This window comes from Neisseria subflava (assembly GCF_024205705.1).
Classification (GTDB): domain Bacteria; phylum Pseudomonadota; class Gammaproteobacteria; order Burkholderiales; family Neisseriaceae; genus Neisseria; species Neisseria subflava_D.
On the sequence record NZ_CP073115.1, the window covers coordinates 1,679,305 to 1,694,191 of the forward strand.

General features: G+C 49.4%; 15 protein-coding genes. 9 read left to right on the top strand and 6 right to left on the bottom strand.

What is annotated here, in order from left to right:
• Positions 1 to 29 precede the first annotated feature (29 nt).
• The 6 genes from KCG54_RS08125 (at position 30) to trmA (ending at position 7,446) form a co-directional block, all read left to right on the top strand.
• Positions 30 to 1,013, top strand: coding sequence for an asparaginase (locus KCG54_RS08125; protein WP_254323891.1), 984 nt, complete (start codon positions 30 to 32; stop codon positions 1,011 to 1,013).
• Between the two features lie 13 nt (positions 1,014 to 1,026).
• Positions 1,027 to 1,794 carry a TatD family hydrolase gene (locus KCG54_RS08130; protein ID WP_254323892.1) on the top strand — a complete coding sequence of 256 codons (768 nt, stop codon included), beginning with the start codon at positions 1,027 to 1,029 and terminating at the stop codon, positions 1,792 to 1,794.
• A gap of 288 nt (positions 1,795 to 2,082) precedes the next feature.
• On the top strand, positions 2,083 to 3,351 hold the full coding sequence (locus KCG54_RS08135) for an Nramp family divalent metal transporter (protein ID WP_254323893.1): 1,269 nt from the start codon (positions 2,083 to 2,085) through the stop codon (positions 3,349 to 3,351).
• Positions 3,352 to 3,506: 155 nt separating this feature from the next.
• Positions 3,507 to 4,583 carry a peptide chain release factor 1 gene (gene prfA, locus KCG54_RS08140; protein ID WP_254323894.1) on the top strand — a complete coding sequence of 359 codons (1,077 nt, stop codon included), beginning with the start codon at positions 3,507 to 3,509 and terminating at the stop codon, positions 4,581 to 4,583.
• Positions 4,584 to 4,743: 160 nt separating this feature from the next.
• Positions 4,744 to 6,246, top strand: coding sequence for a phosphate acetyltransferase (gene pta / locus KCG54_RS08145; protein ID WP_254323895.1), 1,503 nt, complete (start codon positions 4,744 to 4,746; stop codon positions 6,244 to 6,246).
• Positions 6,247 to 6,363: 117 nt separating this feature from the next.
• Positions 6,364 to 7,446 (top strand): tRNA (uridine(54)-C5)-methyltransferase TrmA, encoded by a 1,083-nt coding sequence (gene trmA, locus KCG54_RS08150; RefSeq protein WP_254323896.1) that lies wholly within the window; start codon positions 6,364 to 6,366, stop codon positions 7,444 to 7,446.
• Positions 7,447 to 7,515: 69 nt separating this feature from the next.
• Here trmA and KCG54_RS08155 read toward each other — a convergent pair whose 3' ends face one another.
• Entirely contained in the window at positions 7,516 to 8,556 is a 1,041-nt protein-coding gene (locus KCG54_RS08155) for a zinc-dependent alcohol dehydrogenase family protein (protein ID WP_254323897.1), read from the bottom strand.
• Positions 8,557 to 8,717: 161 nt separating this feature from the next.
• Here KCG54_RS08155 and mutY point away from each other — a divergent pair, with 161 nt between their 5' ends.
• Complete coding sequence (mutY, locus tag KCG54_RS08160) at positions 8,718 to 9,752, top strand: A/G-specific adenine glycosylase (RefSeq protein ID WP_254323898.1); 1,035 nt, start codon at positions 8,718 to 8,720, stop codon at positions 9,750 to 9,752.
• A gap of 6 nt (positions 9,753 to 9,758) precedes the next feature.
• Here the strand turns inward: mutY and KCG54_RS08165 are convergent, their stop codons facing one another.
• Both KCG54_RS08165 and KCG54_RS08170 read right to left on the bottom strand, forming a co-directional pair.
• Positions 9,759 to 10,115, bottom strand: coding sequence for a hypothetical protein (locus KCG54_RS08165; RefSeq protein WP_036473192.1), 357 nt, complete (start codon positions 10,113 to 10,115; stop codon positions 9,759 to 9,761).
• Positions 10,116 to 10,118: 3 nt separating this feature from the next.
• Positions 10,119 to 10,316, bottom strand: a complete 198-nt coding sequence (locus tag KCG54_RS08170; protein WP_003745781.1) for a zinc-finger domain-containing protein — start codon at positions 10,314 to 10,316, stop codon at positions 10,119 to 10,121.
• 113 nt (positions 10,317 to 10,429) lie between these two features.
• On the opposite strand from KCG54_RS08170, the gene KCG54_RS08175 reads away from it, so the two are divergent.
• Positions 10,430 to 10,924, top strand: a complete 495-nt coding sequence (locus KCG54_RS08175; protein ID WP_254323899.1) for a DMP19 family protein — start codon at positions 10,430 to 10,432, stop codon at positions 10,922 to 10,924.
• A gap of 61 nt (positions 10,925 to 10,985) precedes the next feature.
• Here the strand turns inward: KCG54_RS08175 and KCG54_RS08180 are convergent, their stop codons facing one another.
• Together KCG54_RS08180 and KCG54_RS08185 are read right to left on the bottom strand one after the other, a co-directional pair.
• Complete coding sequence (locus KCG54_RS08180) at positions 10,986 to 11,759, bottom strand: M48 family metallopeptidase (RefSeq protein WP_049331599.1); 774 nt, start codon at positions 11,757 to 11,759, stop codon at positions 10,986 to 10,988.
• A gap of 108 nt (positions 11,760 to 11,867) precedes the next feature.
• Positions 11,868 to 12,776: a serine hydrolase gene (locus tag KCG54_RS08185; protein WP_254325009.1), complete on the bottom strand. Its 909-nt coding sequence runs from the start codon at positions 12,774 to 12,776 to the stop codon at positions 11,868 to 11,870.
• A gap of 313 nt (positions 12,777 to 13,089) precedes the next feature.
• Here KCG54_RS08185 and clpX point away from each other — a divergent pair, with 313 nt between their 5' ends.
• Positions 13,090 to 14,355, top strand: a complete 1,266-nt coding sequence (gene clpX, locus KCG54_RS08190) for an ATP-dependent Clp protease ATP-binding subunit ClpX (protein ID WP_254323900.1) — start codon at positions 13,090 to 13,092, stop codon at positions 14,353 to 14,355.
• 265 nt (positions 14,356 to 14,620) lie between these two features.
• On the opposite strand, the gene KCG54_RS08195 is transcribed toward clpX, so the two are convergent.
• Positions 14,621 to 14,854: a hypothetical protein gene (locus KCG54_RS08195; RefSeq protein ID WP_254323901.1), complete on the bottom strand. Its 234-nt coding sequence runs from the start codon at positions 14,852 to 14,854 to the stop codon at positions 14,621 to 14,623.
• Between the last annotated feature and the right edge of the window lie 33 nt (positions 14,855 to 14,887).

The following is a 14,887-nucleotide window of genomic DNA, read 5'->3' on the forward strand; positions in this document are numbered from 1 at the left end:
GACGGCCTCAATCATTCATCAGAAACACCATGAAACAAAAAATCTTCGTCCTCTACACCGGCGGCACCATCGGCATGACCCAAAGCAGCGCAGGCCTGCGTCCCGACACCGCCCTCGTCGATAAAGCCCTTGCCCCCTTTTCAGACGGCCTTGATTTCGAATGGCACGTTTGCCAGCCGCTCATCGATTCTTCAGCAGTAACGCTGCAAAACCAACGCGACTGGCTGGAGCTTATTATCGCCAAACTGCCTGACTATGACGGCATTTTGGTGCTACACGGTACAGATACCATGGCATACACCGCCAACCTCTTCGCCCTTTCGCTGCAAGGTTTGGACAAACCCGTTATCCTGACCGGCTCACAATGGCCTTACGATGCCACAAACAGCGATGCGCCGCGCAACCTTGCCACCGCCGTTTCCGCCTTCTCGCTCAAACTCAAACAAGTGGCGATTGCCTTTGACGGCAAACTCTTCCCCGCCGTCGGCAGCAGCAAGGTCAGCACTGAAACCGCCGCAGGTTTTGACAACCTGCATTTTGGCGCGCTTGCCGAATGGGAGGAAAACAAAGGTTGGCACAATATCCGTACCGCCCCGACCCAACATTCAGACGGCCTCAAACCGCGTCTTCCAAATCCCGAAGCCAAAGTTTCCGTCCGCACGCTGATTCCCGGTTATGCCGCACAAGAGCTTTCAGACGGCCTGCCCCACCTTTCCACCCAAGCCCTGATTTTGCAAAGCTACGGTCACGGCAATGCGCCAAGCAACGATGCGTTTGTCCGAGCCGTCCAAGCCTTTACGCAACAAGGCAAATTGCTGCTCAACATCAGCCAAGTGCCGCAAGGTTGCGCCGCCGCCGTCTATGCTCAAGGCGATGCTTTGCGTCAGGCAGGTATCATCAACGGCGGCAAATGCAACCTCGAAACTGCCACTGCATTGATGACCCTTGCCGTATCGCACGACTGGAATGCAGATAAGGTGCAACAAGAATTGCGACAATTAAATCTGCTGTAAACCGCTATTTAATATGACTTTCACCGACACCCACTGCCATCTTGCCGACCCCAAACTTGCCGACACGCTGCCAGCCATACTTGCCGAAGCGCAAGCCGTCGGCGTTGCGCGTTTTGTCGTACCGGCTACATCCCCCAAGGATTGGCATTCCGTTGCGCAGTTGGAAAGGCCGTCTGAAAACATCCATATCGCTTTAGGCATTCATCCGTGGTTTTCAGACGGCCTCAACGAGGCAGCATTCCAAGAGTTAGAGAAAGAATTAATCCGGCATCCGCAAGCATGGGTTGGCGAAATCGGCTTGGATTTTTATGGCAAAAAGCAAACCCAAGCACAACGCGATACGCAAACCGACGTCTTTATCCGCCAACTCATCCTCGCCCAAAACCTCAACCGCCGCGTCATCATCCATAATCTGAAAGCCACCGCTGCCATTGCCGCCGCCGTCAAGACCACCGGTTTCACACGAGGCGGTATCGTTCATGCCTTCTCCGGCAGCGTAGAAGAAGTGCGGATTTTGGTGAAACTCGGCTTCAAAATCGGCATAGGCTCACTGCTGCTCAACCCGAATGCAAAAAAAGTCCGTGCCGCCTTACAAGCCTTAGATGACAGGGATTTTGTTCTCGAAACCGACAGCCCTTTCATGCTCGGCCATGAAACCAATACACCAGCCAACATCCGCCGTATCGCCGAAATTGCCGCCGAATTGCGCGGCGTACCGCTGGCACAACTGTCTGAAATCACCGAGCAAAACGTGAATTCCCTGCTCCATACTTCCCCTTAATATGCCGACCTCAAGGCATCAAAAAGCCTTGCACAGCCATTTCGTTTCCAAACCGACACACTCTGCCCTCCCTACCCCATATTCATGAATAAAAAGCGATACAAGGCCGTCTGAAAAAATGTTTTTGGCACAAAATTATCGTTCACTCCGTCATCTCGGCTTTTTAACACCGTATTTTCCCTTTGATTGATAAAAAGTATTACGCATATTATTGGGCAAACTTTTTATTTACGTTAAAATGTGCTTTTTTTTGATAATAAGGCCGTCTGAAAAAGACGGAAACTAATTATGGCTGAACAACATACACACGCTTCCACCTGGAAGAGCAAAATCAATGCTCTCGGCCCGGGTATCATGATGGCTTCGGCGGCAGTCGGCGGCTCGCACCTGATTGCCTCCACGCAGGCAGGCGCACTTTACGGCTGGCAGCTTGCGTTGATTATTATTCTGACCAACCTGTTCAAATACCCATTTTTCCGCTTCAGCGCACATTACACGCTGGACACGGGCAAAAGCCTGATTGAGGGCTATGCCGAAAAAAGCCGCGTTTATTTGTGGGTATTTTTGATTTTATGTATTGCATCAGCAACGATTAATGCCGGTGCAGTCGCCATCGTTACCGCCGCCATCGTCAAAATGGCGATCCCGTCGCTGACTTTCGATGCCGGCATGGTGTCCGTCATGATTATGGTTTCCTGCCTGCTGATTTTGGCAAGCGGCCGCTATAAAGCATTGGACAACGTTTCCAAAATCATCATCGTCAGCCTGACGATCGCCACCGTCGCCGCGGCAGCCGTGGCCATGTCTCGCGGCATGCAGATGAAACCCGACTTTATCGAGCCTACCCCGTGGACACTGGCAGGCTTGGGCTTCCTCATCGCGCTGATGGGCTGGATGCCTGCGCCGATTGAAATTTCCGCCATCAACTCTTTGTGGGTTACCGAAAAACAACGCATCAACCCTTCCAGCTACCGCGACGGTATTTTCGACTTCAACGTCGGCTACATTACCAGCGCGATTTTGGCAGTCGTCTTCCTCGCCTTGGGTGCATATGTCCAATACGGCAACGGCGAAGAAGTGCAAATGGCGGGCGGCAAATATGTCGGCCAACTGATTAATATGTACGCTGTGACCATCGGCGACTGGTCTCGTCCATTAGTGGCATTTATTGCTTTCGCCTGCATGTACGGCACCACCATTACCGTAGTGGACGGCTACGCGCGCGCGATTGCCGAACCGGTACGCCTGCTGCGCGGCAAAGACAAAACCGGCAACGTCGAACTGTTCGCTTGGAACATTTGGGTCGCAGGCTCAGGCTTGGCAGTGATTTTCTGGTTCAACAGCGCAATGGCTGAGTTGCTCAAATTCGCCATGATCACCGCCTTCGTTGCCGCCCCTGTGTTCGCTTGGCTGAACTACCGCCTCGTCAAAGGCGACAAACGCCACAAACTGACCATGGGCATGAATTTCCTCGCCATTATCGGTTTGATTTATTTGACCGGCTTTACCGTTTTGTTCCTGCTGAACCAAACAGGCATCTTGGCTGCTCCTAAATAAGCCCATATGAAAAAGGCCGTCTGAAACTCAAAAACAAGTTTCAGACGGCCTTTCCAATCAATCATATCTTGTTGAATTTTCATTCAAACCCATTATAATGACTCCTTATTTCGCCGTTGCAGACCACTCGACGGCATCCGTATTTTGGAAAATTTATGAAGCCGTCTATCTTAGAAAAACTACAACAACTCAGCGACCGACTGGAAGAAGTCACGCACCTGCTCGGTCAGCCTGAAGCCACGTCCGACATGGACAACTACCGCAAACTCACACGCGAACACGCCGAACTGACCCCCGTCGTCGAAGTCTTCCAAAACTATCAGCTGGCGCAAAGCGACTTGGCAGATGCCGAAGAAATGCTGTCCGACCCTGAAATGAAAGACTTTGCTGCCGAAGAAATTGAAACGGCCAAAGCCAAAATCGACGAACTCGATACCGAATTGCAAAAACTACTACTGCCAAAAGATGCCGACGACGATAAAAACATCTTTATCGAGGTACGTGCCGGTACCGGCGGCGACGAAGCCGCGCTGTTTGCAGGCGATTTGCTGCGCATGTACAGCCGCTACGCCGAGCGCAACCGTTGGCAGGTTGAAATCGTTTCCTCCAACGAAAGCGAATTGGGCGGCTATAAAGAAGTCATCGCCCGCATTATCGGCTTGGGCGCATACAGCCGTCTAAAATTTGAATCCGGCGGCCACCGCGTACAACGCGTCCCCGCGACCGAAAGCCAAGGCCGTATCCACACTTCAGCCTGTACCGTCGCCGTCATGCCCGAAGCGGACGAACTGGAAGACATCGAGTTGAACCCGGCCGATCTGCGCATCGACACCTTCCGCGCATCCGGTGCCGGCGGTCAGCACATCAACAAAACTGACTCCGCCGTCCGCATTACCCACTTGCCGACAGGTATGGTGGTCGAATGCCAAGACGGCCGCAGCCAACACGCTAACAAGGCGCAGGCGATGAAAGTCCTCGCCGCCCACTTAAACGATGCACAAAAACGCGAAGCCCAAGCCAAAGAAGCCGCCGAACGCAAATCCCTAATCGGCAGCGGCGACCGCAGCGAACGCATCCGCACCTACAACTACCCACAAGGCCGCGTGACCGACCACCGCATCAACCTTACCCTGCACAAACTGGATTTTGTGATGGACGGCGATTTAGAAGAAATCACCAATGCCCTGATTGCCGAGCATCAAGCCGAGCTTTTGGCGGCAATGGGGGATTGATGAATTTGGTCCATTGCGTTTATACTTTTCAGACGGCCTGATGGCATATGTCAATATGACCGTGAATACATTAAAGAAACTTCAATCCTGAAGTATTAAATGCAGCACCAGCTGCGCCACAGCAACACCCTTCTACAATTAACGAAAGAGAGGACACAAAATGGCAAAAATCCTGATCGCACCGGTATCTACCGGCCTGAGCGCCGATGCAGCGGCAAAAGCATTTGCAGCGGCATTGAATGCGCAAGTTTTCCAAGCCGTTGACTCCACTACAGAAGCCCTGCTGGCTCAAGGCAAGAGCGATGACTGGTTTGACGCGCTTGTCGGTAAAGTTGCAGCATTAAATGCAGATAACCTCGTTATCGAAGGCATCACTCCTGATGCGGACAAATTGTTCCTGGCAGGCAAAAACGTCGAATTGGCGCTGTCTTTGGATGCAGGCGTTGTATTGGCACTGAAATCCGACAACACCGACGCAGCCGCCGTCGCCCAACAATTAAACCTTGCCAAACAGCTCTATACCAACTCTCCAGGCTTATTGGAAGGTTTCATCATTGACGGCGCAGCCGCTGCTTTAGGTGCACAAATTGCCGAGCAAACCGGCCTGACTTTCTTCGGCTCCAGCGACAAACTGCAAGACGTATCCGCTTTGGCAAAACGCGAAGCCAAACGCCTGTCTCCAGCCCAATTCCGTTACAACCTGATCGATTTTGCCCGCAAAGCCGATATGCGCATCGTTCTGCCTGAAGGTGCAGAACCGCGCACCGTCGCCGCCGCCGCTATCTGTCACGAAAAAGGCATCGCCCGTTGCGTACTGTTGGCTACCCGCGAAGAAGTTGAGGCCGTAGCGAAAGAACGTGGCATCAACCTGCCTGATTCTTTGGAAATCATCGATCCTGCTTCTTTGGTTGAACAATACGTCGAGCCGATGTGCGAATTGCGCAAATCCAAAGGCCTGACTCCTGAAGATGCACGCAAACAGCTGCAAGACACCGTCGTACTCGGCACCATGATGATGGCTCAAAACGACGTAGACGGTTTGGTTTCCGGTGCAGTCCACACTACTGCCAACACCATCCGCCCTGCCCTGCAACTGATTAAAACCGCTCCGGGTGCAAGCCTTGTATCCAGCGTATTCTTCATGTTGCTGCCTAACCAAGTATTGGCATTTGCCGACTGCGCGGTTAATCCAAACCCAACTCCGGAACAACTGGCCGACATCGCCATCCAATCTGCCGACAGCGCCAAAGCCTTCGGTATCGATCCAAAAGTAGCCATGATTTCCTACTCTACCATCAACTCAGGCAGCGGCCCTGATGTCGATGCAGTGATCGAAGCCACCAAACTGGCGAAAGAAAAACGCCCTGATTTGGCCATCGAAGGTCCGTTGCAATACGATGCGGCTACTGTTCCATCTATCGGCCAATCCAAAGCTCCGGGCAGCGCTGTTGCCGGTCAAGCAACCGTTTTGGTTTTCCCAGACCTCAATACCGGCAACTGTACTTACAAAGCCGTACAACGCAGCGCCAACATCCTGAGCGTAGGCCCGTTGTTGCAAGGTTTGCGTAAACCAGTTAACGACTTGTCCCGCGGCGCATTGATTGAAGACATCGTCTTCACCATCGCCCTGACTGCCGTTCAAGCCAAACAAATGCAAGGCTGATTGACAAGCTGATGCTTTGAAATCAAAGGCCGTCTGAAACCGATGTTTCAGACGGCCTTTCGTATCTTTGCGCCAACTATATTATAATTCGCCATTATTTTTTGAAAGACTGCCCCAATGACTGCCTACCAGCACCAACTAGCCGACAAAAAGCAATATCTTCAGCAACTTTTCCAAGGACTGGATTTCCCTGAAATCGAAGTCTTTGAATCTCCGGAACAGCATTACAGGATGCGCGCCGAGTTCCGTATCTGGCATGAGGGCGGCGAAATGTTTTACGCCATGTTTGAACGCGGACAAAAGGCAAGTGGGGCAAGCCTGATCCGTTGCGACCAATTTCCTGCTGCGTCCGAATCCATTAATGCCTTGATGCCGAAATTGATTGAAGCCGCATCCAATCATCCCGAGCTGAAAAACCGCTGGTACGCCGTCGAATTTTTGTCCACTTTAAGCGGTGAAATGCTGGTTACCATGATTTACCACAAGAAGCTGAACGAAGCATGGCAACAAGCCGCACAAGAGCTGGCGCATACTTTGGGCATCCACATCATCGGCCGCAGCCGCAGACAAAAAATCGTATTGAGCCAAGATTTTGTAACCGAAGCGTTGGAAGTCAACGGCAAGACCTTCCGCTATCGTCAAATCGAAGGCAGCTTTACCCAACCCAATGCCCAAGTGTGCCAAAAAATGCTGACGTGGGCGTGTGATGCTGCGCAAAACTTAGGCAAAGACCTGCTTGAGCTGTACTGCGGCAACGGCAATTTCACCCTGCCGCTTTCGCAACATTTCAATCAAGTATTGGCGACCGAAGTTTCCAAAACCTCCGTCAACGCCGCCCAATGGAATATTGAAGCCAACCAAATTACCAATCTCAAAATCGCCCGCCTGTCTGCGGAAGAATTTACCGAGGCATACACGCAAAACCGTGAATTCCGCCGCCTGCAAGAACAAGGCATCGACTTGAAAAACTATGATTTTTCAACTATTTTCGTTGATCCTCCACGCGCCGGTGTTGATGATGAGACGCTCAAATTGGTTGCCCGATTCGACAACGTCCTCTATATTTCCTGCAATCCTGAGACCCTGCGTGCTAACCTCGACACGCTCTGTCAAACCCATACTATAGAACGCGCCGCCCTGTTCGACCAATTCCCATTTACCCACCATATCGAAAACGGCGTTTGGTTGAAGAAAAAATAAAACCATACAAAAAGGCCGTCTGAATGTTCAGACGGCCTTTAATTAACGGCATATTAAGCGATTTTCAAATCAATCCGCTTCCAAAACCACTTTCATGGCTTGGTTTTCAGCAGCGTGTTTGAATACATCGTAAGCTTTTTCCAATTCGCTGAATTTGAAATGGTGGGTCATCATTTTGGTGTAATCCACTGAACTGCTGGAAATGGCTTTCATCAGCATTTCGGTGGTATTGGCGTTAACCAGGCCGGTAGTGATGGCAAGGTTTTTAATCCACAGTTTCTCCAGTTTGAAATCAACGGATTGACCATGTACACCGACCACAGCAATATGGCCGCCGGGTTTCACGAGGTCTTGACACATATTCCAAGTCGCAGGGATACCGACCGCTTCAATGGCGCAATCTACGCCGTCTTCGCCAACGATAGCGGCAACTTGCTTGCTCACATCGCCGGAAGCAGGGTTGATAGTATGGGTCGCGCCCAATTCTTTCGCCAGTTTCAAGCGGTTTTCGTCCATATCGCAAACGATAATGGCGGCAGGACTATACAGTTGTGCAGTCAACAACGCAGACATACCGACAGGGCCGGCACCTGCAATGAATACGGTATCGCCAGGTTTCACATCACCATATTGCACGCCGATTTCGTGGGCGGTCGGCAAAGCATCGCTCAACAGCAGGGCAACTTCTTCGTTGACGTTGTCAGGCAGCGGAACCAAGCTGTTGTCGGCATAAGGCGTACGGACGTATTCGGCCTGAGTACCGTCAATCATATAGCCCAAGATCCAACCGCCGTTGCGGCAGTGTGAATAAAGTTGGATTTTACAGTTGTCGCAAGTACAGCATTTGCTGACACATGAAATAATGACTTTATCACCGACTTTGATGTTTTTTACAGCATCGCCGACTTCTTCTACAATACCGATGCCCTCATGACCGAGGATACGACCGTCGGCAACTTCAGGGTTTTTTCCCTTCCAAATACCCAAGTCGGTACCGCAAATCGTAGTTTTAACGATTTTGACGACTGCATCGGTCGGATCGATAATTTGAGGGCGGGGTTTTTCTTCGAAACGGATGTCGTTTGCGCCATGATAAACCATTGCTTTCATGTGAATCTCCTTGAGCGGTTAATAAACTTTAACAATACAGCGTAAATCCACGTTAACTATATTTATATACCCTCCACTATATAAGTCAATTCTGATTATTATTTCGTATGTTATATTGCAACATACTGTTTTAAAAATAAATAATTAAAAAGTAAATATTAATGAACACACCCACATCCTTTGCACGACGACTCATCGATTGGCAACGGCAGCATGGTCGTCACGACTTGCCTTGGCAGGTCAAAGACCCCTATTCCGTCTGGCTTTCAGAAATCATGCTCCAACAAACGCAGGTTGCTACCGTATTGGACTACTATCCGCGTTTCTTAACCAAATTCCCAACCGTGCAATCGCTTGCCGCTGCGCCGCAAGACGAGGTTTTATCCTTGTGGGCAGGCTTGGGCTATTACAGCCGCGCACGCAACCTGCACAAAGCCGCGCAACAAGTCGTCGGACAATTCGGCGGCATCTTTCCTTCCGAGCGCAAGGACTTGGAAACACTCTGCGGCGTAGGCAGAAGTACCGCCGCCGCCATTTCTGCCTTTGCTTTCAACCGACGCGAAACCATCTTGGACGGCAACGTCAAACGCGTTCTCTGCCGTGTCTTTGCCCAAGATGGCAATCCGCAAGACAAAAAATTTGAAAACTCGCTTTGGACGCTTGCCGAAAGCCTGATGCCGTCTGAAAACGCCAATATGCCTGCCTATACACAAGGACTGATGGATTTAGGCGCGACCGTCTGCAAACGGACAAAACCTTTGTGCCATCAATGTCCTATGGCAGAAATCTGCGAAGCAAAAAAACAAAACCGCATTGACGAGCTGCCCCACAAAAAAACCGCTCCCGAAGTGCAAACTCTGCCGCTTTATTGGCTGATTATTCATCACACTGACGGCGCATTATTGCTTGAAAAACGCCCTGCCAAAGGCATTTGGGGCGGTCTGTATTGCGTACCCTGTTTTGAAAAATTAGACGATTTGTATGCTTACGCCGAACACTTCGGCATTGTTTCAGACGGCCTTGAAGAACAAACCATGTTTACCCACCGCCTGACCCACCGCTTATTGATGATTACCCCTTTTCAGACGCAACAAAGGCCGTCTGAACATCTTTCAGACGGCCTTTGGGTATCATCAGAACATTTAGCGGATTATGGTTTGCCCAAACCTTTAATCAAATATTTGGCTAAAGGCTAAACCGCCCTATTCCACAATCTCTTTAAATACAACTTCTTTTCCGCCGCGAATCAGTACGGCAAACCCATCGCCAATTTGCCAACGCGAGCTGGGATTGGCGTACTCGACGCCCTGACTCCGCAAGCGGACTTGCACCAGTTTCTCAACCGTATTGCCTTCACGCAGCTCAACCATCATCGGGCTGTGGCTGTTGATATAAATTGCAGTAATCGTCCGACCTTGTGCGGATTGATAACGAACAGAATACGTCTGCGCCTGTGCAATGACCGGTAACGGCGCGTCAGGGCGCACGGCCTTATACGAGCCGCACGCAGCGCACAAACTCACGCACAAAGCGCAGATGATTTTGTTCAACATAGGCATAGATCAGTAATGGTGATGCGGAATCTCGCCATCAAGACGGTAATAAGTGCCGCAATACGGGCATTCAATCTCACTGTTGGACTGAATCGGCAAGAACACACGCGGATGGCCGTTCCACGTTTCATGATTAGGGCCGGAGCAATGCAGCGGCAAATCCTGCGGCTTGATGACTACAACGTTTTTTTCAGACTGTGTACTCATGGTTTGGTTCCTCACTATGTTTTCTTATCTTCCGATATTGTAAAGCAAAACGGCCGCTAGGTTCAGACTGAAAACATTATATAATCACTTTTTTCAGACGGCCTTTGATGATTATGACCACCCTGCTCCGCCTTCAAGATTTCGATACTTCCGATTCCGCTTCATTTCTTTATACACTCAGCGCAGCCTATTTGGACCACACCGAACAGACAGGCGACGAGGACATGTCCAGCCTCAACGACGAACAGCATACATTAACCGCTCTCTGCTACCTCGACAGCCAGGTTCAAGAAGGCGGCTTCGTACAGCTTATCGCTTCAGGATACGGAGAATACATCTTCGGCAATCCAGTTGCCGACAGTCTGCGCCGCTGGCGCATCAAACCGATACCAAAAATCTTAGACAAAGCCAAAGCCCTGTACGAAAAACACGGCGAAGCCATTGAAAAAATGGCAGATGAGCAAAGAGATTTCGATGAAATCCGCAAAGCTTTTCCCGATTTTGAAGAGCTTGACGGCGATTATTATGACGTTGCCGACGAAGACTTGGAAACCGCAGCAGCCTACGTTCAGGCAAATTGGGATAAATTTGCCAAACTGTCAGGCTAAGAATAAAACTTTGCCGGTTTGAATCATCTGTTCAAACCGGCAAAATCATCAATACGTCAAATTAACGTTTGTTTTTCTGATAAATCGGCATTACTTCAGGCAACATTTTGCGGATTGCATTGATACGTGCCTGATTGGTCGGGTGAGTCGACAAAATAGATAATGAGCTGCCGCCCTGTACTTTGTTCATTTTTTCCCACACGCTTACCGCAGCCTCAGGATTGTAGCCTGCTTCAGCCATCAAACGCACGCCGCCGGCATCCGCTTCGCTTTCCTGATGGCGTGAGAACGGTTTGGTTGCCAACAAATCTGCACCCAATCCGACCAAATCACCATCCACACCGGTTGAGCTGGCCAAAATCGAACCGCCCAAGCCAGTCAATACTTGTCCGCCCAAAGCTTTTTTACTGTGTTCCAACAAAGCATGGGTCATTTCATGGCCGACAACGGCGGCAATTTCATCATCTGTCAGCTTCAATTTTTCTACTATGCCGGTGTACACGGCCATTTTACCGCCCGGCATTGCCCATGCGTTCATTTCATCACTGCGGATAACGTTCATCTGCCAGTTGAAAGGCACGCCGGTTTTGTTGGCGCGCTCAGCATGAGGACGCAGACGTGCAAACACGCGTTGAACGCGTTGCGCGGTTGGAGATGAAACATCCAAAGCTTTTTGACCACGCGCGTTTTGAATGACTTGTGAGTAACTTTTAGCCGCGTCTTCATTTAAAGTCGCAGTATCGTAGCCAACCATATCCGCTACAGAAGTACAGCCGGTCAACGCCAAAATCACTCCCATGCCGGCCCAATATTTTTTATTCAGTTTTTTCAACATGTTTTCTCTCTGTGTTTTTAAGTTAATGTAACGACATTGTACCCAAATTCAATACATTTTACATAAAAGGCCGTCTGAACGGTTTCAGACGGCCTTTAAGCGTAACATTTAAGAACGGCGCTGCAGCATCCAAGATTCAATCTTACGCGCATCATTTACGCGGGTTGTAGAAGACGGAGAGTTGAGCAATACAATGGTAATCGGCTGATTCTGTACATTGGCCTTAACCACCATAGAACGTCCTGCTTCACGAATATAGCCGGTTTTCTGCAATTCGATATTCCAGCTGCCCTCACGCACCAAGGCATTGGAGTTTTTGTAGTTTTGACGACCGTTTGCCGTCCAAACCGAGCCGTAATTTGAAGTCGAATTTTTACGGATCAGCGGATACTTACTGGCTGCCGCAACCATACGGTTCAAATCGCGTGCAGTGGAAACGTTTTGGAAATTCAAACCGGTAGGCTCATAGAAACGGCTGCTGGTCATACCCAGGCTTTGCGCTTTGGCATTCATAGCCGCAACAAATGCGCTCATACCGCCCGGATACGTACGGCCCAACGCATGAGTAGCACGGTTTTCACTGCTCATCAGGCTCAGGTGCAACAGTTCGCCGCGTGTCAGCGTCGTGCCGATGCTCAAACGGCTGCCCGTACCTTTCAGACGGTCGATTTCAGCCTCGGTAATCGTAATCGGCTCGTTCATATCCAGATGCGCATCCAACACCACCATCGCGCTCATCAATTTGGAAATAGAAGCAATCGGCATGACACGATCAGGGTTTTTCTGATACAGCACTTCACCGGTTTTATTATTGAAAATCAAAGCAGATTGCGAAGAAAGCAGAGGACCTGCCAAAGCGGCTTGAGCTTCGACTTGGTCGGCATGACTCAACGCAAAAGCTTCCATCGGGTCATTTTGCACTGGGAAATTTTGCTCCAAAAATTGTCCCAATACATCCATATCATCGGCAACGGCAGGCGTAGAAGCAAAGGCCAATGCCACACCTGTCCATACCATTCCTAAAGTTTTATAGAATTTCATATCTGCCAATTCAAAAAAAATACATTTAATTCAACATTCTGTTAAATTTTTCGCTAATTGTAAAGCGAGTTGAGAAAACTTTGCGTTTGTTTGCGAGATATTCAAATCCAGCGCCCGCATCTGTTTCTTAGACGATACAGCACAATGCCTGCTCTGATTTGAAAAAACACAAGATAGTCATTATACTTAGGCTCCTTTGTCAGAGGCATTCCCTCAATTCGGCAATACGCCCGAAATATCTGTTCCCCTTTACAACACAGCCTCCATACAACCATACGAAGAAATTATTATGTCTGAAGAAAAACGCACCTGTTCATTCTGCGGGAAGTCCGAAAACGACGTTAAAAACCTGATCGAAGGCGAACACGCCTTTATCTGCAACGAATGTGTAGAAACTTGCGGCATAATGCTGCAAGACAACGAATCCGGCGAAATTGAAAACGAGCTTGCCAAAGCGAAAGAAGAAAACGCCGAGAAAAAACTGCCAACCCCGGCCGAAATCGTTGCCAACCTCAACGACCACGTTATTGGTCAGGAACACGCAAAAAAAGCGTTGGCAGTATCGGTTTACAACCACTACAAACGCCTGCGCCATCCAAAAGCAGAGGGCAAGGTTGAATTGTCCAAATCCAACATCCTGCTTATCGGCCCTACCGGCTCAGGTAAAACCCTGTTGGCGCAATCTTTGGCGCGCAAACTGGATGTACCTTTTGTCATGGCGGATGCCACAACTTTGACCGAAGCCGGTTATGTCGGTGAAGATGTCGAACAAATCATCACCAAACTTTTGGGCAAATGTGATTTTGACGTTGAAAAAGCCCAGCGCGGCATCGTTTATATCGATGAAATCGATAAAATTTCACGCAAAAGCGACAATCCGTCGATCACGCGCGACGTATCCGGCGAAGGCGTGCAACAAGCCCTGCTGAAACTGATTGAAGGCACGGTAGCCAGCGTTCCCCCTCAAGGCGGCCGCAAACATCCGAACCAAGAATTCATCAACGTTGATACTACCAACATCCTCTTTATCTGCGGCGGTGCATTTGCCGGCTTGGAAAAAGTCATCCGTCAACGTACTGAAAAAGGCGGTATCGGCTTTGGTGCGGCAGTACACAGCAAAGATGAAAACGCTGATATTTCAGCCCTGTTTGAAACCGTCGAGCCTGAAGACTTGATTAAATTCGGTTTGATTCCCGAGCTTATCGGCCGTCTGCCCGTGATTGCCACATTGGCAGAATTGGATGAAGATGCTTTGGTCAACATTTTGACCGAGCCGAAAAATGCCTTGGTCAAACAATATCAAACCTTGTTTGAAATGGAAAATGTCGGCCTTGAGTTTGAAGAAGACGCCTTGCGCAGCATCGCCAAACTGGCGATGGAACGTAAAACCGGTGCGCGCGGCCTGCGTTCTATCGTCGAACGTTGCCTCTTGGACACCATGTACACTCTGCCAGATTTGAAAGACGTAGCAAAAGTTGTCATCAATAAAGAGGTTGTTGAAAAAGGCGAACAGCCAAAACTTTTCCGTGAAGACGGCAGCGAATATAAGCAATAAGGCTCATTCTCCGAAAAAGACGTGTACCCGTTACACGTCTTTTTTTATTTTTTAATAAAACCAAAAACATATCTCTGAATAATGGCCTTATACATAAAAAACAAAGGCCGTCTGAAACATATTCAGACGGCCTTTGTTTTCAAGTTGCTCTAAGTCTACCTTCATCCGGAGTATTGATGAGAGTAACTTCCTTGAATTTTATGACGCTTATTTTTTTGCTTTCTTAACGCTGCTTTTTTAGCAGGAACAGCAGTTTCAGAATCAGCTACAGGCTCGCAGCAGGATCGGAAGCAACTGATTCAGCTGTACGTTGATAGCCTTTGCCTTTCATGCAAGCATCAAACACAGCGCGGTCAGCATTTTCACCAGATGCTTGATGGCATTGAGTCATTGCTTCTTCAACAGTAATGCGTGGCGCTGCCGCTTCTTCAGGTTTGGAAGAAGAACAAGCTGCCAACATCAGGCTACCGGTTACAAGAGCGATTAATAAAGTTTTCATAATTGTATATTCCTAAATTTTGATTTTATGGTT

What these genes read in the sequence shown, in the direction of transcription:
- KCG54_RS08180 (WP_049331599.1), bottom strand. Translation starts at nt 11,759, where the DNA reads ATGTTGAAAAAACTGAATAAAAAATATTGGGCCGGCATGGGAGTGATT.
- mutY (WP_254323898.1), top strand. Translation starts at nt 8,718, where the DNA reads ATGAACACACCCACATCCTTTGCACGACGACTCATCGATTGGCAACGG.
- prfA (WP_254323894.1), top strand. Translation starts at nt 3,507, where the DNA reads ATGAAGCCGTCTATCTTAGAAAAACTACAACAACTCAGCGACCGACTG.
- KCG54_RS08135 (WP_254323893.1), top strand. Translation starts at nt 2,083, where the DNA reads ATGGCTGAACAACATACACACGCTTCCACCTGGAAGAGCAAAATCAAT.
- KCG54_RS08165 (WP_036473192.1), bottom strand. Translation starts at nt 10,115, where the DNA reads ATGCCTATGTTGAACAAAATCATCTGCGCTTTGTGCGTGAGTTTGTGC.
- KCG54_RS08155 (WP_254323897.1), bottom strand. Translation starts at nt 8,556, where the DNA reads ATGAAAGCAATGGTTTATCATGGCGCAAACGACATCCGTTTCGAAGAA.
- pta (WP_254323895.1), top strand. Translation starts at nt 4,744, where the DNA reads ATGGCAAAAATCCTGATCGCACCGGTATCTACCGGCCTGAGCGCCGAT.
- KCG54_RS08125 (WP_254323891.1), top strand. Translation starts at nt 30, where the DNA reads ATGAAACAAAAAATCTTCGTCCTCTACACCGGCGGCACCATCGGCATG.
- KCG54_RS08185 (WP_254325009.1), bottom strand. Translation starts at nt 12,776, where the DNA reads ATGGTATGGACAGGTGTGGCATTGGCCTTTGCTTCTACGCCTGCCGTT.
- KCG54_RS08170 (WP_003745781.1), bottom strand. Translation starts at nt 10,316, where the DNA reads ATGAGTACACAGTCTGAAAAAAACGTTGTAGTCATCAAGCCGCAGGAT.
- KCG54_RS08130 (WP_254323892.1), top strand. Translation starts at nt 1,027, where the DNA reads ATGACTTTCACCGACACCCACTGCCATCTTGCCGACCCCAAACTTGCC.
- clpX (WP_254323900.1), top strand. Translation starts at nt 13,090, where the DNA reads ATGTCTGAAGAAAAACGCACCTGTTCATTCTGCGGGAAGTCCGAAAAC.
- trmA (WP_254323896.1), top strand. Translation starts at nt 6,364, where the DNA reads ATGACTGCCTACCAGCACCAACTAGCCGACAAAAAGCAATATCTTCAG.
- KCG54_RS08175 (WP_254323899.1), top strand. Translation starts at nt 10,430, where the DNA reads ATGACCACCCTGCTCCGCCTTCAAGATTTCGATACTTCCGATTCCGCT.
- KCG54_RS08195 (WP_254323901.1), bottom strand. Translation starts at nt 14,854, where the DNA reads ATGAAAACTTTATTAATCGCTCTTGTAACCGGTAGCCTGATGTTGGCA.